Source organism: Rudaea sp., from assembly GCF_047601565.1.
Classification (GTDB): Bacteria; Pseudomonadota; Gammaproteobacteria; order Xanthomonadales; family Rhodanobacteraceae; genus Rudaea.
Genome location: NZ_JASGIY010000001.1, coordinates 1,232,917 through 1,256,054 on the forward strand (window position 1 = coordinate 1,232,917; position 23,138 = coordinate 1,256,054).

General features: G+C 64.8%; 20 protein-coding genes. 9 read left to right on the forward strand and 11 right to left on the reverse strand.

Features of this window, described 5'->3' with window-relative positions; genetic code table 11:
• Positions 1-35: 35 nt before the first annotated feature.
• The 3 genes from xth to QM741_RS05295 all read right to left on the reverse strand — a co-directional run bounded on the left by xth (position 36) and on the right by QM741_RS05295 (position 2,574).
• The gene (xth, locus tag QM741_RS05285) at positions 36-800 is read right to left on the reverse strand and encodes an exodeoxyribonuclease III (RefSeq protein ID WP_415206685.1); all 765 of its coding nucleotides are present in this window, start codon (positions 798-800) and stop codon (positions 36-38) included.
• 134 nt (positions 801-934) lie between these two features.
• Entirely contained in the window at positions 935-1,426 is a 492-nt protein-coding gene (locus tag QM741_RS05290) for a DUF4411 family protein (protein ID WP_415206686.1), read from the reverse strand.
• Complete coding sequence (locus QM741_RS05295) at positions 1,423-2,574, reverse strand: ImmA/IrrE family metallo-endopeptidase (RefSeq protein ID WP_415206687.1); 1,152 nt, start codon at positions 2,572-2,574, stop codon at positions 1,423-1,425. The genes QM741_RS05290 and QM741_RS05295 overlap by 4 nt, the downstream gene beginning before the upstream one ends.
• A 139-nt stretch (positions 2,575-2,713) precedes the next feature.
• On the opposite strand from QM741_RS05295, the gene QM741_RS05300 reads away from it, so the two are divergent.
• Together QM741_RS05300 and QM741_RS05305 are read left to right on the forward strand one after the other, a co-directional pair.
• The gene (locus QM741_RS05300; protein WP_415206688.1) at positions 2,714-4,084 is read left to right on the forward strand and encodes a DUF3696 domain-containing protein; all 1,371 of its coding nucleotides are present in this window, start codon (positions 2,714-2,716) and stop codon (positions 4,082-4,084) included.
• Positions 4,081-4,566 (forward strand): hypothetical protein, encoded by a 486-nt coding sequence (locus QM741_RS05305; protein WP_415206689.1) that lies wholly within the window; start codon positions 4,081-4,083, stop codon positions 4,564-4,566. Before QM741_RS05300 ends, QM741_RS05305 begins: the two co-directional genes overlap by 4 nt.
• A gap of 22 nt (positions 4,567-4,588) precedes the next feature.
• Here the strand turns inward: QM741_RS05305 and QM741_RS05310 are convergent, their stop codons facing one another.
• The 6 genes from QM741_RS05310 to QM741_RS05335 form a co-directional block, all read right to left on the reverse strand.
• On the reverse strand, positions 4,589-5,737 hold the full coding sequence (locus QM741_RS05310) for a restriction endonuclease subunit S (protein WP_415206690.1): 1,149 nt from the start codon (positions 5,735-5,737) through the stop codon (positions 4,589-4,591).
• A complete protein-coding gene (locus QM741_RS05315; RefSeq protein ID WP_415206691.1) occupies positions 5,734-7,341 on the reverse strand; it encodes an N-6 DNA methylase in 1,608 nt (535 codons plus the stop codon). The genes QM741_RS05310 and QM741_RS05315 overlap by 4 nt, the downstream gene beginning before the upstream one ends.
• Before the next feature lie 22 nt (positions 7,342-7,363).
• Positions 7,364-7,696, reverse strand: coding sequence for a GIY-YIG nuclease family protein (locus tag QM741_RS05320; RefSeq protein ID WP_415206692.1), 333 nt, complete (start codon positions 7,694-7,696; stop codon positions 7,364-7,366).
• Positions 7,697-7,788: 92 nt separating this feature from the next.
• Complete coding sequence (gene hsdR / locus QM741_RS05325; RefSeq protein WP_415206693.1) at positions 7,789-10,182, reverse strand: EcoAI/FtnUII family type I restriction enzme subunit R; 2,394 nt, start codon at positions 10,180-10,182, stop codon at positions 7,789-7,791.
• Positions 10,183-10,316: 134 nt separating this feature from the next.
• On the reverse strand, positions 10,317-11,240 hold the full coding sequence (locus QM741_RS05330; protein ID WP_415206694.1) for a hypothetical protein: 924 nt from the start codon (positions 11,238-11,240) through the stop codon (positions 10,317-10,319).
• Between the two features lie 19 nt (positions 11,241-11,259).
• Entirely contained in the window at positions 11,260-13,302 is a 2,043-nt protein-coding gene (locus tag QM741_RS05335) for a M3 family metallopeptidase (RefSeq protein ID WP_415206695.1), read from the reverse strand.
• 132 nt (positions 13,303-13,434) lie between these two features.
• On the opposite strand from QM741_RS05335, the gene QM741_RS05340 reads away from it, so the two are divergent.
• Positions 13,435-15,204, forward strand: coding sequence for a patatin-like phospholipase family protein (locus QM741_RS05340; RefSeq protein WP_415206696.1), 1,770 nt, complete (start codon positions 13,435-13,437; stop codon positions 15,202-15,204).
• Positions 15,205-15,232: 28 nt separating this feature from the next.
• Here QM741_RS05340 and QM741_RS05345 read toward each other — a convergent pair whose 3' ends face one another.
• The gene (locus QM741_RS05345) at positions 15,233-17,260 is read right to left on the reverse strand and encodes a serine/threonine-protein kinase (RefSeq protein ID WP_415206697.1); all 2,028 of its coding nucleotides are present in this window, start codon (positions 17,258-17,260) and stop codon (positions 15,233-15,235) included.
• A 190-nt stretch (positions 17,261-17,450) separates the two neighbouring features.
• On the opposite strand from QM741_RS05345, the gene QM741_RS05350 reads away from it, so the two are divergent.
• A complete protein-coding gene (locus QM741_RS05350; protein ID WP_415206698.1) occupies positions 17,451-18,932 on the forward strand; it encodes a hypothetical protein in 1,482 nt (493 codons plus the stop codon).
• 164 nt (positions 18,933-19,096) lie between these two features.
• Here QM741_RS05350 and QM741_RS05355 read toward each other — a convergent pair whose 3' ends face one another.
• On the reverse strand, positions 19,097-20,122 hold the full coding sequence (locus QM741_RS05355; protein WP_415206699.1) for a pteridine-dependent deoxygenase: 1,026 nt from the start codon (positions 20,120-20,122) through the stop codon (positions 19,097-19,099).
• Positions 20,123-20,231: 109 nt separating this feature from the next.
• Between QM741_RS05355 and QM741_RS05360 the strand changes: the two genes are divergently transcribed.
• The 5 genes from QM741_RS05360 to QM741_RS05380 all read left to right on the forward strand — a co-directional run bounded on the left by QM741_RS05360 (position 20,232) and on the right by QM741_RS05380 (position 23,128).
• On the forward strand, positions 20,232-20,501 hold the full coding sequence (locus tag QM741_RS05360; protein WP_415206700.1) for a phosphopantetheine-binding protein: 270 nt from the start codon (positions 20,232-20,234) through the stop codon (positions 20,499-20,501).
• A 3-nt stretch (positions 20,502-20,504) separates the two neighbouring features.
• Complete coding sequence (locus tag QM741_RS05365) at positions 20,505-21,125, forward strand: hypothetical protein (protein ID WP_415206701.1); 621 nt, start codon at positions 20,505-20,507, stop codon at positions 21,123-21,125.
• 188 nt (positions 21,126-21,313) lie between these two features.
• Positions 21,314-21,607: a hydroxymyristoyl-ACP dehydratase gene (locus QM741_RS05370; RefSeq protein ID WP_415206702.1), complete on the forward strand. Its 294-nt coding sequence runs from the start codon at positions 21,314-21,316 to the stop codon at positions 21,605-21,607.
• On the forward strand, positions 21,604-22,551 hold the full coding sequence (locus tag QM741_RS05375; RefSeq protein ID WP_415206703.1) for an acyltransferase: 948 nt from the start codon (positions 21,604-21,606) through the stop codon (positions 22,549-22,551). Before QM741_RS05370 ends, QM741_RS05375 begins: the two co-directional genes overlap by 4 nt.
• A complete protein-coding gene (locus QM741_RS05380) occupies positions 22,484-23,128 on the forward strand; it encodes a LolA-related protein (protein ID WP_415206704.1) in 645 nt (214 codons plus the stop codon). Before QM741_RS05375 ends, QM741_RS05380 begins: the two co-directional genes overlap by 68 nt.
• Positions 23,129-23,138: the final 10 nt, after the last annotated feature.

Here is a 23,138-nt window from a genome sequence, read left to right on the forward strand (position 1 = left end):
GCGCCGACCTCTCCCGAGGGGAGAGGTAGAATCGTTCAATCCAGTTCGAGCAGCACGGGCGTATGGTCCGACGGCCGCTCCCACGTGCGCGGCACGCGGTCGATGCTCGCCGCGCGGCAGCGCGCACGCAACGCCTCGCTCGCGAGGATCAGGTCGATGCGCATGCCGAGGTTGCGGCGGAAACCGGCCGCGCGGTAGTCCCACCACGAGTAGTGTCCGGCCTCGTCGTTGAACAGGCGGAACGTATCGTGCAGCCCCAGGTCGACGACCGCCTTGAGCGCGTCGCGCTCCGGCGTCGAGCAGAGGATCTGCTCCTTCCACGCGACCGGATCGTAGATGTCGCGGTCGTCCGGCGTGATGTTGAAATCGCCGAGCACGACGAGATTCGGATGACGGCGGATCTCCTCGGCGAGAAACGCGCGCACCTTGGCCAGCCAGTCGAGCTTGTAGGCGTACTTCTCGCTGCCGACCTCCTGACCGTTGACGACGTAGAGATCGGCGATGCGCAGGTCTCCGACCGTCGCGATCAAAATGCGCCGCTGCGGATCGTCCAAGCCGGGAATGTCGGTGACGACGTCGCGCGGCTCCTCGCGCGCGAGGATCGCCACGCCGTTGTAGGTTTTCTGCCCGGAGAACGCGACGCGATAACCCGCCGCGTGGATCGCATCCACGGGAAACTTTGCGTCCTCCATCTTCGTTTCCTGCAGCGCGACGATGTCGGGCCGCGCCTCGCCCAGCCACGTCGTCAGATGCGGCAGGCGCACGTTGAGCGAATTGACGTTCCAGCTGGCGATGCGCATTTATGCAACATCCACTTGATTTTCTTTGATTTTCATAAATGGATTTGCCTTCATACCCCCAGCGATATCCCCAATAGAATTTGATGCGAAAAGCATCCAATCAAATTGTGCGCAGATCGCAATCATGATCCTACTTACTGCCCCAATACGAATTTCGCACGCTCGCGCCGTAGCATTTCATAAGGAGTGACGCATTGAACACCGAGACCCAAGCATGCGTTCGGAATCTTGATCTTCTTCACGGTCTGCGCCGGTACTTCGTTGGTCACGACAGCACATCGATGCGCCAGCGCGTGCGCCACTAACCAATAGTCGGCGACTTGCAGGAAGGTCGCCACGGCCGCAGGCTCGTACTTTTGTGTGTTTGCCCAACTGCTCACTTGACCAAGCGCCGGCACAACGGCGGTGTCGGGGGCCGCGAAGAAAGCCGCGCCTCTGGCTACTGCCCAGTCGGCGAGAACATCTTGACCAGCTTTGAGTTCATCGCCGACCTTCTCGATGCTTCCAACGCTACCAGCATCGTGCTGTTGCACCAACCAATCCCAGAACGCAGGGCAGAAGTCGAACCCGTAGTGCAGGTTCTTGGCTTGTATGAAAACGCTGGAGTCGATCAGGTACCTGGTCACAACGCCATCCCCAAGCTGCGACCAAGCTCGTTGAACGTCTCGGTTTTTGCGATGCCGAGCATACGGAAGGCATCCCGATACAGCGTGCGACCTTCGAGCGTGCTTTCCAACAACGCGCGCGCAAAACGCTTGCTTACACGCGCGGCCGTGGTGAGATAGAAGTTGCCGCCGCCGGCATCGCCCGACATCTTCTCTTTCAGTTTCTCGACTTCCTGCGCGTAGGCGATGTCGAATTGCTGTCGCGTCAACGCGCTCGCATCCAGCAACCGCCGCAGGATGACCAGGGTACTGACCTTGAACCTGCGCGCCAGTCGATTGACGGCAGTTTCCAAATCTTCGCCCGCACGTATCTCGGCACGAACGACGGCGAGGGGTGCCAGCAACTCCGCGGCAACGCTGTTGCACCAGCGTTCGATCCGATTCTGTGGCGCGCTGTTCGGGCCGGTGTCCGACAAAGCCGACTCGCCGAGCCACAGATGCGCCAGTTCATGCGCGAGCGTAAACATTTGCGCCGACCTGGTATCCGCGCCGTTGATGAACACAAGGGGCGCCAGTTCGTCGCTCAGTGCAAAGCCGCGAAACTCGTCTGGATCGAGGTGGCGATAGTTGTTGTTCAGGACAACACCGGAAACCATGACCAAGACGCCAAGACTTTCCGCCTGCCCGATGAACTCACGCAACGCCTCTGTCCATGTCGGGCAATCACGACGCGCGTCCAGATCGAAGTTCAGCGCATTTGTAATTTGTCTGGCCGCTTCTACCGCATCGACTTGAACGGTCATCGACCCAACGAAGGGGAGCGCGGATTGCTGACTGACTTGCGCGTAGCTCCGAAACCAGCTCTGCCGCTCTTGGCAGACATAAATCATGTCGAGCAAGTCCGGGCTGGGTCGCGCAATCGCACGGCTACCGACAGTGCGAAAGTCCGGAAGCGGCAAAGGTTCGGCAGGCGGCTCGGACAGGAACAAGTAGCCGAAAGGCACATGAACGGCCTTGGCGAACCCCTCCAACTGTTTCAGTGTCGGCTGCAACTCGCCATCTTCCCATTGCGTGAACTTCGGGAAGCGAGCCTGCATCTCGATCGTGGACTTCCGCGCGCGTTCGCGCGCCCAGCGCAGCAAGTCCGGATTGATGGCGACGCGGGTCATGGGCATAGTATCTCCCAAAAGCCTCTCAATCACCGCGACACCAGAGAGCTATTTCCGTGCTCTGGAATTCAACCCACCGGGAAGCCGCCCGCGCTGGCATAATCGGTTGTATGGACCGTCTTTTGTGTGAATGGCCAGAATGATCACCCGTCTCACAGCAAAGAACTTCAAGTCTTGGGCAGACACGGGAAATTTCCGGCTCGCCCCTATCACCGGCCTTTTCGGCAGCAACAGTTCAGGCAAGACTAGCCTGATTCAACTGCTGCTGATGCTCAAGCAGACGGCCGATTCGCCCGACCGAAGCCAAGTGCTGAATCTCGGAGACGAGCGCAGTTTGGTTGAGTTGGGCACGTTCCAAGAACTCGTGTATCAGCACGACTTGGGGAAGAAAATCGCCATAGATTTGGATTGGACTTTGCCAGGGGAGCTTTCCGTCGAGGATCCCGCGCACAAAGACGCTGTGCTCTTTCAAGGGAAGAGCATGGGGTTTTCCACGAACGTCGAGTGGATCAAGGGCAATGGCAAGGACCTGGGCCGCGCTTCGGTACAAGAAATGAAATATCGCTTTGCCAACGCGCAATTTGGCATGACACATATTGGTGGCAAGCGCAACGAATTCGATTTAGATTCTCACTTCAAATTCGTACGTGTTCAAGGACGGCCTTGGAAATTGCCGCCGCCTACTAAGTTTTACGGTTTCCCCGATCAAGTACGTGCGTACTACCAAAACGCAAGCTTCCTTTCTGATCTCGAATTGCAATTCGAGCAATTATTTTCGCGTGTTTTCTATTTGGGTCCCCTGCGCGACTACCCGAAACGCCAATATCAATGGGCCGGCGCTCAACCCGCAGATATGGGGCGTCGTGGCGAACGTGTCGTCGAGGCACTCCTTGCCTCTCGGGAATCGGGCATAACCTTTTCGCGTGGCAAGGGGGTAAGAAGGCAAACGTTGGAGCAGCGCGTTGCTTGGTGGTTAAAAGAACTTGGTTTGATATCCAGTTTCGAGGTACGACCCATTACCGAGGGCGGGAAGTTGTTCCAAGTCTGGGTGCGTCGTCAACCCAAAGCTGCTGAAGTCCTGATCACCGATGTCGGGTTCGGTGTTTCGCAAATCTTGCCCGTCATTACGCTGTGCTACTACGCGCCGGAAGGTTCGACGATCATCCTTGAGCAGCCAGAAATTCACCTGCATCCTCGCGTTCAGGCGGGGTTGGCTGACGTGTTCGTTGAAGTCGCCAAACAGCGCAACATCCAGATCATTCTTGAGAGCCACAGCGAGCATCTGCTTCGCCGCCTTCAAGTACGCATCGCAGAGGAGCAGATAAGCAAGGACGATACCGCGCTTTACTTCTGCTCCACCGAGAAAGGCGAGTCGGAATTGCTGGAACTGGAACTCGATCTTTTTGGAAATATCCTCAACTGGCCCAAGGATTTCTTTGGCGACGAAATGGGGGAAATTGCCGCCATGCAGCGCGCGATTCTGGAACGCAAGCGCCGAGGTAAGGCGTGAGCGTGGTCATCGATACCAACGTGGCCGTAGTCGCCAACGGAAAACACGAAGTCGCATCGGATGATTGTATCGAACGGTGCATTGACGCCTTGATCGCAGCGCAACAAGGGGTTGTGCTCGTCGATGATGGATTCTTGATTTTCGATGAGTACCAGCGACATCTTTCGCACGCCGGACAACCGGGCGTGGGAGACGCATTTTTCAAGTGGCTCTGGTCAAATCAAGCGAATCCAAGTCATTGCCGGCAAGTGGAGATCACACCGATCGACCCTGCCGGACGTGTGTTCCAGGAGTTCCCCGACGACCCTGACTTGGAAAAATTCGATCGCGACGATCGCAAGTTCGTTGCAGTAGCCTTGGCGAGCGGCGAAACTCCGGATATCTTGAATGCGTCGGATACGGATTGGTGGACATTTCGCGAGTCCTTGACACGTTACGGAATCCAGACACAATTCCTTTGTCAAGAATTGATGGCGGATTGACTATCTGCCGAATGATAGTCACCTATATAGTCGGTGCGAAAAGCCTTTCGAGCGTGGCAGGGAGCAAGGCTGCGCTGGATTCGCGGATGGCGGCATGACGGGCCTTTAGCGCGGCAATGGTGGATTGCAGCGCGGTGAAGGCTTGCTGCGTGGCGAGTGGCGGGACTGGAACTTGAATCGCTTCCAGTGATGTTGCCATCAGCGTACGATTGCGGGCGGCGGTACCGGGCGAGGCGGCATACACCTTTGCGAAGCCTTCGTCAGTCGTGAAGTAGTAGGACAAGAACGCAGGAACGGCCAAGTCGAGATTGGCTGCGCACGTCAGCATACGATGGTTGCCGACGCAACCGTGATCTTCCAGTTTGGCAAGAGCGATGCCCTGCTCCCATGCCATGATGTTGCTGAAAATCAAATCGTCGGCTTCGACGCGAAAAAGTTTTTGCCAAGTAAACTCCGAGCCGGTCACGGTGCGACGCTGGAATGTGCCCTTGAAGAAGCTGCGCACGCCAAGCTCGGTGTAGCTGGCCTGCGCGTCGATGGCGACTTCGCGGCGCACGAGCGGGGCGACTTCGGACATTGGGCGATAAAGAGCGTTGGCGATGGCGTCGCGGAAGCGCAGGGCGAGCAGGTGATCGGCGGCGGTGTCGGTGGCGTCGAGGTGGGCGGTCAGTTGGCGGGTCTTGTCCGCGAGCGCGTCGAGGCGGGCGACGAGGGCTCGTTGTTCGGGCAGCGGCGGCAGCGGAATTTCAATCGAAAGAAACTGACTCGGCTTGATGCGATTCTTGCCGCTCGTGCCTTGCGCTTTTTCGTCGCACGCACGCCAGAACTCGCGCGACTTCGTGATGAGACGCATCCAGCCGGGAAGGATGTACTCTCGATTCAGCGAGAACGTTGGAAATTCTGTGCTGACATAGCCGCCCGCAAGCTCCGACGTTGCGACTGCAATGCTGCCATTGCGTGCCCAGATTTTGTTGACGATGAGGTCGTCGCTTTCGATGCGATTGAAGTTCGCGTATTTGGTTTCGCCGCCATCGATGCGCTCGCGTTCATACGCACCTTCGCCCCACAAGCGAACACCGATTTGGCGATAGGACTTGCCGGATTGCGGAGCCTCGAAGCGATCTGCGGGTGAGCAGATTTCGCCAAGTGCAATCGAGCGCCACTTGCTCACGCCGCCACCTCGCCCACCAGCTTTTCGATCTCGGCGATCAGCCGCAGCGCCTCGCCCTCGTGCGCACGCATGCGCGCGACGAGTTCGGCGGGCGCGGCGTGTTCGAGGTCTTGTTTCGCGTTCGGGTTCTTCAAGTCGAGGTTGTAGCCGCGCTGGGCGATGTCGGCCACGCTCGCCTTCCACGCCTGCGGGCCTTCCTTGCGCTCGCGCCACCACGCGAGGCACTCGGCGAATTCCTCGAACTGCATCGGCGCGGTCTTGGAGTATTTCTTGCGGCCTTCCGGCAACGGCAGTTCGTAGTACCAGATGTCTTGCGTCTTGCCATTGCGGTCGAAGAACAGCAGGTTGGCGGGAATGTCGGTGTATGGGGCGAACACGCCTTGTTGCAGGCGCACGATGGTGTGCAGGTTGAAGTCCTCGACGAGCTGCTTCTTGATCGCGGCGGCGACGCCGTCGCCGAACAGGGTGCCGTTGGGCACGACGACGGCGGCGCGTCCGCCCCTGACGCGCTCGGCATCCCGAACCCTCACCCGGCCCTTCGGGCCACCCTCTCCCGCGGGGAGAGGGGAATCGGCTACGCGCAGCTTGCGCATGATGTATTGCAGAAACAGCAGCGCGGTTTCGCTGGTTTGCAAGGTCGGCGGGAAGTTGGCCTTGATGCCGGCTTCTTCTTCGCCGCCGAACGGCGGGTTGGTGAGGACGACGTCGACGCGCTGCTCGTGGCCGATCTCGGCGAGCTTCTGCGCGAGCGTGTTGCCGTAGGCGATTTGCGGCGCTTCGAGGCCGTGCAGCAGCAGGTTCATTTCGGCGAGCATGTAGGGCAAGGGCTTGGCTTCTTGTCCGTACAGCGTGCGTTGCTGCAAGGTTTCGCGCTGTTCGGTCGTCTTCACCTGTCTGGCGAGGTGATCGAAAGCTTCGACGAGGAAGCCGCCGGTGCCGCAGGCCGGATCGAGCACGGTTTCGTCAAGTTGCGGGTCGGTCACTTGCACCATGAAGCGCACGACCGGGCGCGGCGTGTAGAACTCGCCGCTGTCGCCCGCGGCGTCGCGCATTTCGCGCACCATCGATTCGTACAGGTGCGAGAGCGTGTGGATTTCTTCGCTGGCGGTGAAGTGGATCGCGTTGACCTTGTTGAGCACGTCGCGCAGCAGATAGCCGCTGACCATGCGGTTCTGCACGCCGCGAAACACGTTGGCGATGACGGCGCGCTGGCCGTCGCGTCCGTTGCGCTGCGCCTGCGCGCGCAGCCAGGCGAACAGGCCGGGGCCGCGCGTGCCGTCGGGGCGGATGGCTTCGTCCTGGTTGATGAAGGCGAGCAGTTCGTCGCCGTTGATGCCGTCGGCGCGGGCGGCCCAGTCGCGCCAGCGGTAGGGCGCATCGATCAGCGGTTCGTACGGGCGGCCGTCGAGTTCGGCTTCCTCGGCATGGCGGGTTTCGAGGTCGTCGAGGAACTTGAGGAACATCACCCACGTCAGCAGCGGCAGGCGGTCGAGGTCGCCGTTGAGGCCCTTGTCCTTGCGCAGGATTTGGCGCACGGACTTGATCAGCGAGGACAATTGCTGTGCGGTGGTTTGCGGGGTTTCGGGTTTCTTGGTGCGGGCCATGCGGGTTCTTTTCTCTTGCTCGTCATTCCGGCATGGATTGCCGGAATCCAGTTGCCAGGGAGGGCGACGTCAGTTCATTCCACAAGTTGCGCCAGCCTGGATTGGCCTGTTCTATCAGACGTATCTTTGCAACGCACGGCCATTTCTTGAGTTGTTTCTCGCGAAGAATCGCCGAGACCATTTCATGATGTTGCTCGTACCAGACCAGATCGTGAACACCGTAGGTTTTGGTGAATCCTTCGACGGCATTACTGCGGTGCTCGTGAATGCGCTTGATGAGATCGGAAGTCACGCCGATGTACAGTGTGCCATTTCTCCGGCTTGCCAGAATGTAGACACATGGCTGTTTTTCCATGTTGCGCATTCGTTACGCGGGCATCCGTGCAGTCTGGATTCCGGCAATCCCTGCCGGAACGACGCACTCCGTATTTGCGGCGACTATGGTCGTCACTGGTAAATTGCGGCTTGGAGTTGGCCCACGGCCTCGCGCAGCGCGGGCACGCCGCCGAAGTGGCGGTTGGCGATTTCGGATGGGCTGCCGTAACGGTCGAACGGCGCGAGCTTGAGCAGTTCCGAAGGCTGGTTGAACTGGATGATGCCGCGCTCGACGTAGCGATCGAGCAGCAGACCGAGAATTTCTCGCGCGGTGTCGCCGTATCTCGCGAACGCCTCCTGCGTGCGCGCACGCGCGCGTTCCGCACGCTCGCGGCGCGTGAGCAACGGCGCATTCCAGGCGAGGTGGCAAAGCAGGTCGAACGGATCGGCGTCCTGCTCGCCGGTCGAGGCGATCAGCTCGTCGAAGCTGATATGGCGTTCGCGCAGCGCGCCCAATATGTCGGCGCGCGTGTCGGGTTTGGCCCAGGCCGATTGCAGCGCGTCGCGGTTCGGGTACATCGAGCGCACGGTGCGCGCCGAGTATTCGGTGTAGCGCACGACTTGCAGCTTCTTGCCGTCGGCGTCGAGATCGTAGACGAGATGGCCGATCACTTCGACGTGGCCGCCATCGACGTAGAACTTGCGCGGCTCGTCGGATTCCTGTGTCGTGATCGTCGCGGTGCCGTCCTCGTCGGCGGATTCGACCGTGGGATGCTCGGGCGGTTCGGGTTCTCGAACTTCGGTTGCGCGAACATCGCCTTCGTCGTCGATCCTCACGACATCGACGCGCACCGGATCGCCGTCGAAATCGGGATCGGCAAAGTGCTGTGTGGCCGTACCGGTGAAGTCGATGATGTTGAAGAACTCCTTGCCGTAATCCACGCGCAGGCGCGTGCCGCGCCCAATGATCTGCTTGAACTCGGCGCGTGAGCCGACGACGCGGCACAGCACGACGTTCTTCACGGTTTCGGCATCGACGCCGGTGGTGAGCAGTTGCGAGGTGGTGAGGATCGTCGGCGTCGGCTTGTCGATGTCCTGAAAATTGGCGAGATGGCCCAAGCCGATCGCGCCCTCGTCGGCGGTGACGCGGCACACATAATCGGGATACTCGCGCATCAGGTCGCTGTTGAGATTGACCAGTTCCTCGCGCATTTCGGCGGCGTGTTCCTGATCGACGCAGAACACGAGGGTCTTGGCGAAGCGGTCGCCGCCGCGCAGGAAATCGGTCAGGTGTTTCGCCATCGCCTTCGTGCGGGCGCGCAGGGCGACGACGCGCTCGAAATCGCGGGTCTGGTATTCCTCGTCGGGAATGACGCGGCCGTAGCGGTCGAGTTCGTCCTTGTTCGGACGCCAGCCGGCGGCGTCGGCCGTCATGATGACGCGATGCACGCGGTACGGTGCGAGAAAGCCGTCCTCGATGCCTTGCCGCAGGCTGTATTGATAGACCGGATCGCCGAAGTAGTCGTAGGTGTCGCGCGAGTCGTCGCGCAATGGCGTGGCCGTCATGCCGAAATGGATCGCTGGCGCAAAGTAGTCCAGTACGCGACGCCAATTGCTTGCGTCCCGCGCCGCACCACGATGGCATTCGTCGATGACGACGAGATCGAAGAAATCCGGCGTGTACTGGCGGAACAGGTCTTCGCCGTCGCCCGCCGTGAGCGACTGGTAGATGCCGAAGTACATGTCGCGCGCCTGGCTCACGTCGCCGCTGCGAATCTTGTGCCGCGCGTCGCCGAATGGGGCGAACATCTTGTCCTTGGGATCGTCGATGAGGATGTTGCGGTCGGCCAGAAACAGTATCTTCGGACGGCGATATTCGCCGCGCCGATTCCAGCGGCTATGCCAGAGTTTCCAGCACACCTGGAACGCGACGCAGGTCTTGCCGGTGCCGGTGGCGAGCGTCGCGAGGACGCGCTGCTTGTTCGACAAAATCGCCTCGATCACGCGCTGGATGGCGACGTCCTGGTAGTAGCGCGGAATCTTTCCCGAATCGAGGTTGTAGGGTTCGAGCAAGGGTTTTTGCGCGGCTTCGTTCAATCCGATTTTGCCCGTGAGCCGCGTCCAGAGTTCGTCCGGCGCGGGGTAGCGATCGACGGGCTTTTCGGTGCCGGCGGCGGTGTCGATTTCGATGATGTCGCGCCCGTTCGTCGCGTAGGCGAAGCGCAGGCCGAGCATCTGCGCATATTCGCGCGCCTGCTGCACGCCGTTGTGCGCGGGCAGGCCGATTTCCTTTGCCTCGACCACGGCAATCGGCAGGTCGCGGCGGTAATAAAGGATGTAATCGGCCCGGCGCTGTTTGGCACGTCGAGCCTTGCCGCCGATGAGCAGGATTCGCCCCGCGGTGATGACGTGCTGTTCGCCGATTGCGTGCGGCGTGTTGGCCCACTGCGCGGCGCGCAGAGCGGGCGTCACGTATTCGCGGCAGGTGTCGGCTTCCGTGAGCACGACGGCGGTGTGTTCGTCCATTGAAATCGGCCAGTCGTCGGGTGGCGAAGCGTTAGGAATGAGTGCGGGCGGCGGCGACTTTGGCACGCGGGACTGGCTATCGCAAGCCGAATACGGTTTCGCCAACCAGCTTCACATCATGGGCGAAGGCTTGCTCAAGCCTCGCCCGCAGCGACCGCCTTCTGCCACAGCGCCAGCCCGTGCTCGGCCGAGATGCGCGCGGCGGCGAGCGCTTCGTTCGGCAGCGTGCCGAAGTAGAACGGGCGGCGCGGCACGCGCGCGAAGGGTTTGCCGCGGATACGCAGGTACTCGTCGTGGAATTCCTTCCACGGATGCGCGGCCTTGGTCGCGTTGCTCGCGACGCCGCCGTGGAACTGGTGGAAGCTCGCTTCGCCGAGCAGCATGATGTAGTCGCCGTGTTTGCGTGCGACGGCGCGCTGGAAGAAATCGAGCGCAACGAGGCCGCCGCCGCGCGAGACGAAACGCTCGTCGAAGCCGCCGAGCGCGAGAAATTCGTTCTTGTCGATACCGAAGCAACTCGTCTCGAACGGACAACCGAACCACGCCATGCCCGGATCGGCGAACGCGCCGGCGATCGTGTAGAGCCGGTAGCCGTTGTCGCGCCAACCGCTGCGCGCAAGCAGGCCGTCCTCGATTTGCCGGTCGTAGCCTTCGGCGACCGATTCGTTCTGCTGCTTCGGCCCGAGGTGGAACGGCGCGGTGGCGAGGAACGGTGACGCGAATTGCGCGAATGCGCGTGACGCCAGCGCATAGATACCCGGCGAGAGGATGTGCGCGCCGTCGATGATCACGAGCAGGTGTTCGCCGCGCGCCTCGCGGCAGGCGGCGTTGATCGCCGCCGCCGGCGACACCGATTCCGTCTCGACGAAGCGGTAGTCGAATTCCGGTCCGAATGCGCGCACTTCCGTTTCGCTCAACGGCAAGGTCGAGCCGTGGTCGAGCGCGATCACTTCGAACTCGATCGCCTGCGCATCGCGTTGATAGGCGCGCGTTAGCGAATACAGCGTGTTCGCCGCCTCGCGGCGGTTGTTGTGGAAGTTGACGACGACGGAGATCATCGCGTCTTGAGGAAGGGGTCTAGGCGGCGAGGCCGTAGCTGCGCAGCAGCGCGTCGGGCTCGGGCTCGCGGCCGCGGAATTCGACGAACGATTCCAGCGCCGGGCGCGAACCGCCGACTGCGAGCACGCTGCGGCGGAAGGCCTCGCCCGCGGCGCGGTCGAACACGCCCGCTTCCTCGAAGCGCGAGAACGCGTCGGCCGACAGCAGCTCGGCCCACAGATAGCTGTAGTAGCCCGCCGCGTAGCCGCCGGCGAAGATGTGGCCGAAGGCGTGCGGCATGCGCTGCCACGCGGGCGGCATGATGACGGTTACCTCGTCGCGTACCTCGCGCAGGATCTCCATCGCGCGCGCGCCTCGCGCCGGATCGAATTCCAGATGCAGGCGGAAATCGAACAGGCCGAATTCGAGCTGGCGCACGAGGAACAGGCCCGCATGGTAGTGGCGCGCGGCGAGCATGCGCCGGAACAGTTCCTCGGGCAGCGCCTCGCCGGTCTTCCAGTGCTTCGCGAACAGCGCCAATGCCTCGCGCTGCCAGGCGAAATTCTCCATGAACTGGCTCGGCAGCTCGACCGCGTCCCATTCGACGCCGTCGATGCCGGCGACGCTCGGCAGGTCGATTTCGGTCAGCATGTGGTGCAGGCCGTGGCCGGTTTCGTGGAACAGCGTGGTCACGTCGTCGTGCGTCAGCAGCGACGGCATGTCCTTGGTCGGCGGCGCGAAGTTGCAGGTCAGATAAGCGACCGGCGGATGCGTGCGCCCGCCGTCCGCATAGCGCGAGCGGCAGGTGTCCATCCACGCGCCGCCGCGCTTGCCCGAGCGCGCGTAGAGATCGAAGTAGGCGCCGGCGATGGTCTTGCCTTGCGCATCGACGACGTCGTAGAAACGCACGTCGGGATGCCAGACCTCGACGTCTCCACGAGCGCGGAAGCTGACCCCGAACACGCGCTGCACGATGGCGAACAGGCCGGCGATCGCCGCGTCGGCGGGGAAATACGGTTTCAGTTCCTCTTCGCTGAGCGCGTATTTCTTCACGCGCAGTTTTTCCGCGGCATAGGCCACGTCCCACGGTTGCAGGTCGGCGAGGTCCAGCTCGGCACGGGCGAATTCGCGCAGTTCTTCGAGTTCGCGCAGCGCCACGGGCTTGGCGCGTGCGGCGAGGTCGCGCAGGAACGCGAGCACGCGCGCGGGCGTGCCGGCCATCTTGGTCGCGAGCGAATCCTCGGCGGCGTTGTCGAAGCCGATCAGCCGCGCGCTTTCGTGGCGCAGCGCCATGATCTCGTCGATGCGTTGCGAGTTGTCGAACCGGCCCGCGTTCGGGCCCTGATCGGAAGCGCGCGTCTGGTACGCCGCGTAGACGCGTTCGCGCAAGGCGCGGTCGTCGGCATAGGTCAGCACGGCGGTGACGCTGGGCTGCTTGAGCGTAACCAGCCAGCCGTCCTGCCCCGCTTCTTCGGCATACTGCTTGAGCAGCGCGCGCTCGGCGTCGGGCAGGCCGGCGAGTTGCGCCTCGCCGATCTTCTCCGACCACGCCTCGGTGGCGTCGAGCACGGCGTTCTCGAACTCGTTGGAGAGTTTCGAAAGCCGGTTGGAAATCTCCTTGAAACGCGTGCGCGCCGGCTCCTCGAGCGAAACGCCCGCCATGCGGAAGTCGCGCAGCGCGTGCTCGACCAGCGTGCGCGCGGGGCGCGGCAGATCGGCGAAATCGGCGCGCTCGGCGAGGGCCTTCACCGCCGTGTACAGCTCGCGGTTCTGGCCGAGTTCCGTGGAAAACTCGGTGATCTTCTCGAGCGCGGCCGAGTACGCCTCGCGCAGCGCCTTGGAGTCGGCCACCGCATGCAGGTGCGAGACCGGCGACCAGGCGCGTTCGAGGCGCATCTCGAGCGCCTCCTGCGGCAGCATCGTGTTGACGAAATCGCGTGGCGCCTTGGCCGAGGTCAGCGCGTCGATTTCGCGCCGGTATTCGGCGAGTACCGCGTCGATCGCAGGTTCGACGTGCTCGGGTTTGATCGTGGCGAATGCCGGCAGGGCGGAATCGGCGAGCAGGGGATTGGTCTGGGTCATGGGCCAATTGGCTGTTTTGTATTGAGAAGTGCCGCCAAGGATGGCCGCTTTTTGATGTTTGCGATCGGGGATGATCGCAGAAATAAACCCCGCCGCGGGAAAATCAAGTCGCCGCGGCGCTAGCATGAACGCATGAGCGGCCACGATCCCGCACCTTCGCCGAACGACTTGCCGGCATTCCTGCGCGGCATCGCTTTGTTCTCCCCGCTCGATGCCGCGGGCATCGCCGAGCTCGCCCTGGCGCTGGAACCGCGCATGCTGCCGGGCGGCGCGGTGCTGTTCGACGAGGGCGACGTCGCCGACGCGCTCTACGTCGTGCGCAGCGGCGGCCTCGCCGCGTACCGGCGCGAACCCGGCGCCACGGTCGTCCTGCTCGGCATGATCGGCGTCGGCGAGGTGGCCGGCGAGATCAGCCTGATTGCGCAGACGCCGCGTCGTTCGCTCGTGCGCGCGCTGCGCGACAGCGTCGTGCTGCGACTGTCGGCGCAGGCGTTCCATCGTCTCGTCGGGAAATATCCGCAGGCGATGATGCACACGGTCGGGGTCACCGCGCGATATCTGCTCGATCGACCCGAACAGGTGCGCTACTCGGCGCCGCGCACGTTCGCGATCCTGCCGCACGACGCCGGCGTCGACGCGCACGGCTTTGCGCGCAGCCTCGAGGCCATGCTGTCGCGCTACGGCTCTTGCGCGCTGATCGACGCGACCGTCGCCCGCGGGCGCGATGCGGCGTGGCTGCACCAAGTCGAGCATGCGCATCGCTACGTCCTGCTGCTCGGCGATGCGGGCGAGAGCGCGTGGCGCGAGCAATGCGCGCGCCAGGCCGATGCGTTCCTGCTGCCGGTCAACGCCGCGGATGCGGCCAGCCCATGGCCCGAGGTCGCCTGGATCAACGCCACGCACAAGCCGCTGCGCACGCGTCATCTGGTCCTGCTGCATGCCGGCGACATCGGCCTGGGCCGCGCGACGGCGTGGCTGAGCCAGCTGTGCGGCGCGCGCCACCATCACGTGCGCGGCGATCGCGCCGCGACCGACATCGAACGCCTCGCACGCCTTCTGACCGGACGCAGCCTGGGCCTCGTCCTCTCGGGCGGAGGCGCGCGCGGCTTCGCCCAGATCGGCGTGGTGCGCGCGCTGCGCGAGGACGGCCAGCAGATCGACTGCGTCGGCGGCACCTCGATCGGCGCGATCATCGGCGCCGGCGTCGCGCTGGACTGGTCGGACGAGGAGATGTTCTCCAATTACCGGCGCGCCTTCGTCGACGGCAAACCGCTGCGCGACTACACGTTTCCGTTCATCTCGCTGACCCGCGGCCATCGCGTCGCGCGCCTGTTGCGCGCCGCGTTCGGCGAACGCGACATCACCGATCTGCCGCTGCCGTTCTACGCCGTCACCGCGAACTTGACGGCGGGCGTGGCGCAGGTGCATCGAGCGGGATCGCTCTGGTTCTGGCTGCGCGCGGCGAGCGCGATTCCGGGCGTGCTGCCGCCGGTGTTCCATCGCGGCGAAGTGTTCGTCGACGGCGCGGTGATCAACAACTTGCCGGTCGATCCGATGCGCGCGGCGCAAGTCGGCGACGTCATCGGCATCGACATCGGCGCCGACGACGTGCTGAAGGCCAAGGTCGAGGAAGCGTTCCTGCCTGCGCTGTGGCGCACGGTGCTCGATCATCTGCGCCGCAAGCCGCGGCCGGGCATCCTCAACATCCTGCTGCGTGCGGGCATGGTCAATGCGGAAGCCGCAAGCGCGGCGCGGCGCGCGCAGACCAGCCTGCTGCTCGCGCCGCCGATGCGCGACATCGGCCTGCTCGACTGGCACGAATACGAACGCGCCATTGCGTCCGGCTACCGCTATGCGCGCGAGCTGCTCGGGCGCGGCGCGGCGCCGCGCAGCCTGCCGTGAATCTCCGGGCGACCTGCGAATCGGCCGATCAGTAGCGGGCGGAACCGGGCCGGTACGCGCGCAGCCGTGGTTCGATCTTCGGCGCCATCTCCTGCACCGCTTCCTCGGCCTGCCCCTTCGCCGCAAGGCCGGTGTAGACGATCGATTCGCTGAAATCGCTCAGTTCACGGCCGGTCTTCATCTCGAACACGTTCACGTTCAGCACAGCGGTGGTCGCCGTGTTGGCCTGGCCATAGGCCGAGACGTCCATCTGTCCGGTGGGCTCGGCGGCGACGATGACGAGTGCGTCGACACGCCCGCGGGCGCTGGCGCGCGAGGCGACCATTTCGACGACATAGCCTTGCTCGGTCAATTGCGCCTTGAGCATGCGCGCGGCCGGTTCCGCGGCGCGCCGGTCGCCGCTGAACGTGATGCCTATCGTCGGCACGTGCGGTTTCGGCGGCGCTGTGGGCGCTGGCGGCGGGGTCGCCTTGGCGGTCTGCGCGGTCATGGACGGTGCGAGTGGTTTTGGTGATTCGACCGGGGCGGGCGCGGCGATGTTGTCGGTCGCGACGGACGTCGTCGAAGTCGCAGCGGCCGCCGTCGCTGCCGGCGCAGCGGAAGACGAAGCGTTGTTTCCGGTCAGATCGGCCAGCGAAGCACCGCCCGCGGCAGAAGTGGAATTTGCAGCGTTTGCATCTTTTGCTGCATTTTCCACATTTGCGGACGCCACCGTCGCCGCGGTTGTCGCCGCCGACGTGGCCGGTTGCGTGTCGGCGGGGGAAGCCGTCGCGGGCGCGCTCGCAGGTACCGCGACGGGTTGCGTATCCGTTGTCGCCGTCGCGGCAACCTGCGCCGGCACGGAGGCTGTCGGACCGGCCACGCTGGCCGGCAGCCACTGCTTCAGGAAGCCGAGCTGGTCGCGGTAGGCGTAGGCGCCGCCGCCGAGGCCGAGCAGCAACAGGGCCGCGATTGCGAGCGGCAGCGCGGCCGAGCCCGATTTGTTCTTCGCCGACGCGGCGGCCTGGCGTTCGAGCAGCGACTGGTGCGCGCTGTCGGGAACGGTGATCGCCGGTAGCGTGGTCTGCGCGCGGGGCGGCGTGGCCACCCGCGTCGGCGCGGGCGTCACGTCGGGCAGCGGACGCGGTGCCGGCGGCGTGTTCGGCAGCGCGTTCTGCCCCGAGCCCGGCGTCTTCATGCCGACCACGGTGGCCGCGGCCGGCGAGGGCTGGGTGCGCAGCTGCAGCGTCGTGCCGTTGGCGAGCAACGGGTGGCGGGCGAGATCGGCGGCGAGTTCCTGGCAGCTTTGATAACGGTCGGCCGGTTCCTTGGCGATCATGCGCGAGAGGATGCGCGATAGTTCCGGGTCGACGTCGGCGTTGAGCGAGCATACGTCCGGAATCTCGGCCTTGACCACCTCGAGCATGAGGCCGAGCGGCGATTCGTCGGTGAACGGCATGCGCCCGGCGAGCATCTCGAACAGCACGATGCCCAGCGAAAAAATGTCCGAACGCTGGTCGACCAGCTTGCCGAGGCAGACTTCGGGCGAGAGATAGCCCGGCGTGCCGACGAATTCGCCGGTCGAGGTCAGCTTCTTCGCCAGGTCCGCGCTCGACAGAGCGATGCCGAAGTCGGCGATCTTCACGTTGCCGCGGCTGTCGATCAGGATGTTGCCGGGTTTGACGTCGCGGTGGATCACGCCGCGGTCGTGCGCGGTGGCGAGGCCGAGCGCGGTCTGGTAGATCACCTTGGCCGCCTGTTCGGGCTTGAGCCGGTGCTCGCGCTTGAGCACCGAACTGAGCGATTCGCCGTCGACGAATTCCATGACGAAGAACGTCTGCCCCTCGTCCTCGCCGATGAAATAGATCTGGATGATGTGCGGGTCGTTGAGCGCGGCCATGCTGCGCGCCTCGCGCAGGAAACGCTCCTTGATCGCGGGATCGTGCGCGAGCGAATCGGCCAGCACCTTGATCGCGACGTAGCGGTTCAGCGACGGCTCGTAGCCCTTGTGGACCACGCCCATGCCGCCGCGGCCGAGCTCGGCGACGAGATCGTAATGCCCCAGTTGCTGCTTCATGGCCCCTCCAAGGCGCATGGCGCCTGTTCGTGTGGAAAAAAGTCTAGCACCGCACATTGCCGGCGTCCGCGTTGCGATTGGCGGGGTCACGCGTGCACAATCGACCTTGCGAGCGCGAACCGCATCACGTTTTGCGCGCGGCCCCCAACGATTGTTTCCGTCACGAAGCGACTTTAGACTCCCGGCCCTCATGCCAGTCGCCGAACCCGCCGCGTTTCATTCCGGAGCCGCTGCCGCGCAGCGCGCCGGCAGGCCGTGCTGGCTGTGGCTCGCGCTTGCGACATGTCTTGCGGTCGGCCTCTGGCGCCTCGGCGCGCTGGCCATGCACGAACCGCTGATCGCGCTGGCCAACAGCTACGACGAGGTGCGCTACAGCGCCTGTTTCGGCCTCTATCCCGACCGTCCTGCGTCGGTGCCGCCCACCCGCAACAGCCCCGCCGCGCCGTACGCGCACTACAAGTTCGTCGCCGTTGCCGATCCGATCTGCTACTGGTCGACCGAACTGCTGTTCCAGGGCGCGGCGGCGGCCGTGTTCCGCGTCGCCGAAGCCATGGGCGGCGCGACGGCGCATTCAGTGCGCTGGATCGGCGCGTTCAAGATCGCGGCGATGCTCGCGCTGTGGTTCGGTTTCACCGTGGCCTGGCTGCGCCGGTGCGAGCCGTGGTCGGCGCTCGCGAATGCCCTGCTCTTGCCGCTGCTGCTCGCCGATCCGGCCAATACGATCTACCTGAACACGTTCTACGCCGAGTGGACGGCGTTGCTCGCGCTCTATGCGGTTGCCGGCCTGATCCTGATCCACGAAGGCCGGCCCGCGCGCGGCCATGCCTTCGCCCTGCTCGCGCTGGCCGCGGCGGCGCTCGCGCTCAGCAAGATCCAGCACATCGTGTTGCCGCTCGGCATCGCCGTCGCGATGCTCGCGATCGGCCGCTGGCGCGACCGCGCGTGGCTGTGGAAGGGCAACGCGCTGCTGCTCGGCGCGCTGGCCGGCCTTGTCGTCCAGGCCGTGCAGTTGCAGCGGGACAGCGAGGCGATCCGCTCGATCAACGTGTTCAACCAGGCCGACGTCGTGTTCACCGCACTGTTGCCGACCGCGCGCGACCCGGCCGCGACCGCGCGGTTTCTCGGCCTGTCGCCGCAATGCCTGCAATATTCGGGCAAGCGCGCCTGGCAGATGCCGGGTTTTCCGGTCGAGCTGTGCCCGGAGTTGACGAACATGTCGCGCTCGCGCGAACTCGCCGCGCTGCTGCGCGAACCGGACATGGCGCTGCGCCTCGGCTGGGCGGGCCTCGCGAACCTGCATCCGTGGGTTGCGCCGGGACTCGGTCTCGTCGAAGGCGGCGACTTCGCGTCGTTGCCGCCGCAGTTCGTCTCATGGAGCGATCTGTTCGCCGAACGGCCCGCATTGCGCGCACTGCTGTTCGGCGCCCCGTTCGCGGCGTTCGTCGTGCTGTTCTGGCGCCAGCGCTGGCGCGCCTGGCCGCGCCTGCTCACCGTGACCGTGCTGACCCTCGTCGTCACGCTCGGCACGCTGACCGTGACCGTGCTCGGCGACGGCCTCGCCGACGTGCCCAAGCAGGGCCACCTCGTCTACAACGCCGCGCTGACCTGGTGGATCGGTGCATTCGTCGTCGGCGGGCGTTCGCTGTTTCCGGCGACGCGGCGGCGAAGATGAAGGATCGCCTTCCGCGCTGGCCCCGCTTCAGTCCTTGTCCCTGGGGGTTTCTCTTTTTGGCGCAGACGGCGCGGGGCGCGTATTCGGCGTCGGATGCGTGACGTTGGACGCCCGTTTCCGGAAGAAGGCGGCCAATGTCCGCCGGGTGGCCTCATCGGCGGCGATCACACGTCCTGCACGCCGTCGATCTCGACCAGTAGCTCGCTGCGGCAAATGTCGCCCTGCAGGAACAGCGTGCGCGTCCGCATGGGCAGCTTTTCGCGCAGCAGCGCGCGCATGGGTTCGACGTCGCCGGCACGGCGCACGTAGACCTTGAGCGCGGCGCCGGCGCCGAAGCGCGCGGCGGGCGCGATGCGTGCGGCGGCGAGCACGCTGTCGATGTTGGCCAGCGTTTCGGCGACCTGCGCTCGCAGGTCGTCGCGATGGTGCGAAGCATGGCCGACGATCGCGGCGGTGCCGGAAACGTATACTTGTGGATTCTGCGTCGGCGCGCGCATCGCGCGGGCAAAGGTCGGCGCCTTGATGCCGTACTGGCGCGGATAGCGCCAGGCGCTGACCTGGCGCGGATTCTCGAGCGCCGTGCCGGCGCTGCGCGCGGCGAGCCAGTAGATCTGCAGCACGCGGCGGCCGTCGCGCACGCCGATGCCGGTCGCGGCAGGATAGGCGTCGGCGAAGCCGTGCGCTTCGAGCCCGGCGGCGCGGCCGAGGCAGAAACGGCGGTAGCGCTCGTCGTCGCCCTCGCCGAGGTTGATCGCATCGAGATAGTTCCAGATGCGCAGCGTATGCGGCGTATCGCTGGCCGCGATCGTCTCGACGAGGCGGCGGTAGGCGAACTCGGTCGCCCTCTCGACGCTGCCGTGCACAGATTCGGCGACTTCGATCGCGCCGAACGCATAGTCGCCGTCGCTCGCCCAGGCGATGCCGCTCTCGCGTCGCGCATGCACCCGCGCGCGCGCGCGCCAGACCTCGAACGGCGCCGTGCCGCCGGCCGGTTCGAGATTCACGCGCAGATAGCGCGGGTCCGCGTTCGTCGCCGGCGCCTGCGTCCCGAAGCCGAACACGGCGAGCACGTCGCCGCTGCCAAGGATGGCGTCGAGCGCCGCGTCCTCATAGGCGACGCGCAGCGGCGGCAGAGCGGCGGTCCCTGCGGAAAGCGTGGGTTCTGTGAATTCGGGTTTTGCGGAAGACAAAGGAATGGGATCGCCGCGTGCGGCATAAGGTTTTCGTTGGGGCGATGATACACTGCGCGGCCGCCGCGACCGCAGTATCCTCGCCGCGCTAGCTTATGGAAAACCCGACATGTCACAGCAGACGCCCGCCGAGCACGAGCTCGCCAGCCTGATCGTCGCCAGCCTCAATCTGGAACACATCAAGGCCGAAGATTTCGCCCCCGAAGCGCCGTTGTTCGGCGCGCAGACCGGCCTCGATTCGATCGATGCGCTCGAACTCGCGCTGGCCGTGTCCAAGCGCTATGGCGTGCAATTGCGTTCGGACGACGCCGACAACAAGCGCATCTTTTCCAGTCTGCGCGCGCTGTCGCAGTATCTCGAAGCGCATCGCGCGAACTGATCGATGCGCGCGGCCGTCTGGCTCGCCATCCTCGCGCTGGCGTTGCTCGGCCGCTGGCGGCACGACGATGCGATCACCGCGGCGGTGGTGCCGCTGGCTCTGGCGTTCTTGTTCTTCGCCAGCCCGCGCACGCTGCGCGGCGCGGTCGCCGCGATGGCTTTGGTCGAAGCCGCGGCGTGGTGGTTCGGCGGCGTCGCAGCGACGATCGACCTGCTGCCGGCCGCGATTGCGGCTTTCGTCGGCTGGCTGTTCGCGCGCAGTCTGCTGCGTCCGCGCAGGCCGCTTATCGCCCGCGCGATCGCGGCGATCGACGGCGAGGCGACTCTGCGCGACGCAGGCGTCGTACGCTACGCGCGGCGGCTGACGCTGCTGTGGGCGGTTTTCCAGTTCGCGCTGACGGCGCTGTGCGTGCTCTGCCTGCTGGGCGATCGCGGCTTGCTTTCCCTGCCTTGCCTGCCGTCGCCTCGCCTGTTCGGCACGACCGTTCTGCCGCTTGCGGTCGCAGCGCTGTTCTTCGGCGAATTCTTCCTGCGCCCTGCGCTATTGCCGCAGGCGCCGCGGCATACGCTGGCCGGTTTTCTCGCCGCGCTGGCCCGCGTCTGGCCGCAATTGATCGAACGCTGAGGCCCGAAACCGCCGCGCGGCATTGCGGGGAATCTCTTGAAACCGTAGCGAGCGAAGAGAATTTGCGCGACGCCGGAGCGCAGGAACCGGAGTGTACTCAAATGTACATGAGGATTCCGAGCACCGCCGGCGCGCAAATTATCAAGCGTAGTAGGTTTCAAGAGATTCCCTGCGGTTATCATCCGCGCATGACTCCAACGCGCTTTCGCATCGACGCCGATCATCCCGCATTGCCCGGCCATTTTCCGGGCCGGCCCGTCGTGCCGGGCGTGGTGCTGCTCGATCGCGTCGCCGCCGCGATCGAGCGCGAATTCGGCGCGCGCGTAACGGCCCTGCCGCAGGTGAAGTTTCTCGCTCCGCTGCTGCCGGAGCAGGAAGCCGAGTTGCACATCAAGGAAAAGGATAAGAAGCTACATTTTAGCATTTTCCACAATGACGCAGCGATCGCGAGCGGCGTTGCCGAAACGGAGCCGCAGGCATGAGCGCGCAGTGGAGCGAGCGCCGCGAAGCCGGCGGCCGTTTCGCGATCTGGCTGATCCGCGCCGCGAGCCTCCATGCCGGCCGCGGTTTCGCGCGCGCCGCGCTGTATCCGATCACGCTGTATTTCTTTTTCCGCCGCGCGCGCGAGCGGCGCGATTCGCGCGAGTTCCTTTCGGTCGCGCTCGGCCGTCCGGCGCGCGCCTGGGACATTCTCAAGCACATCCACAGTTACGCGGCGACCATTCTCGACCGCGTCTTCCTGCTTAGCGACGAGAACCTCCATCGCTTCGACCTGCGCATCGAAGGCCTCGACGATCTGAAAGCCGAGATGGCGCGCGGCCGCGGCGTGCTGCTGCTCGGCTCGCACTTCGGCAGCTTCGAGGCGCTGCGCGCGCTGAGCGTGCACGAGCCGGCCGTGAACTTGCGCGTGGTGATGGATTTGAAGCAGACGCACGCGCTCAACGAACTGTTGCATGCGCTCAATCCGGGCGTCGCCGCGAACGTGATCGATGCCGGCGTCGATCCGGGCGCGCTCGCGCTGTCGCTGCACGATGCCGCGCAACAGGGCGCGCTGATCGGCCTGCTCGCCGACCGGCCGCGCGCGCGGGAAGCGACTGCACCGGTCGAATTCTTCGGCCGCAGCGCGCAGTTGCCGACGGCGGCGTACCAGATCGCCTCGATGCTCGACCTGCCCGTCGTGCTCGCGTTCGGCGTCTACCGCGGCGGCAACCGCTACGATTTGCACTTCGAGACTTTTGCGCAAAGTATAAAAATTCCACGTTCCGACCGCGTCGCGCAATTGCAGGCCTGGACGCAGCGCTACGCCGCAAGGCTCGAACATTATGCGCGGCAATACCCCTACAATTGGTTCAATTTCTATGATTTCTGGGATCGTCCTGCTGAGCGCGCTGACGTTCGCGCCGCCGCCGCCGCCGCTGCCGGCTGAGCCTGCGGCGGAGACGGCGAAACTTGTCGCCTCGCTGCGTCGCGAGCCGCCGTCGCGGACGGCATATACCGAAGTGCGTTTCGTGCGCATGCTCAAGCGTCCGCTCGTGCTGCACGGCGAGTTGGGTTACGGCGGTCCCGGCAGCCTGAGCAAGCGCGTCGACGCGCCGTACCGCGAGACGACGACGATCGCCGGCAACGACGTGCGCGTGCAACGCGAGGGCAAGGGCGAGCGCAGTTTCTCGCTCGATCGCGCGCCCGAACTCGGCGTGCTGCTGTCCGGCTTCTCCGCGCTGCTCGGCGGCGACGGCGCTGCCTTGAATCGCGATTTCAGCGTCGAAGCCGTGCAGCGCGACGCGGACTGGCGCCTGACCTTGAAACCGCGTTCGCCCGCGCTTGCGAAGCAGCTTTCGGCGATGATCGTCGACGGCCGCGGCGGCGAGCCGCGCTGCTTCACGCTGCGCGAAGCCGACGGCGACGCGAGCACGATGCTGCTCGGCGATCTCTCCAAGGCCGCGCTTCCCGATCCGCCGACGCGCGAAGCGACAGCCGGGCTTTGCGGCGAGTCCTCACGTTGAGCGGGTGGGT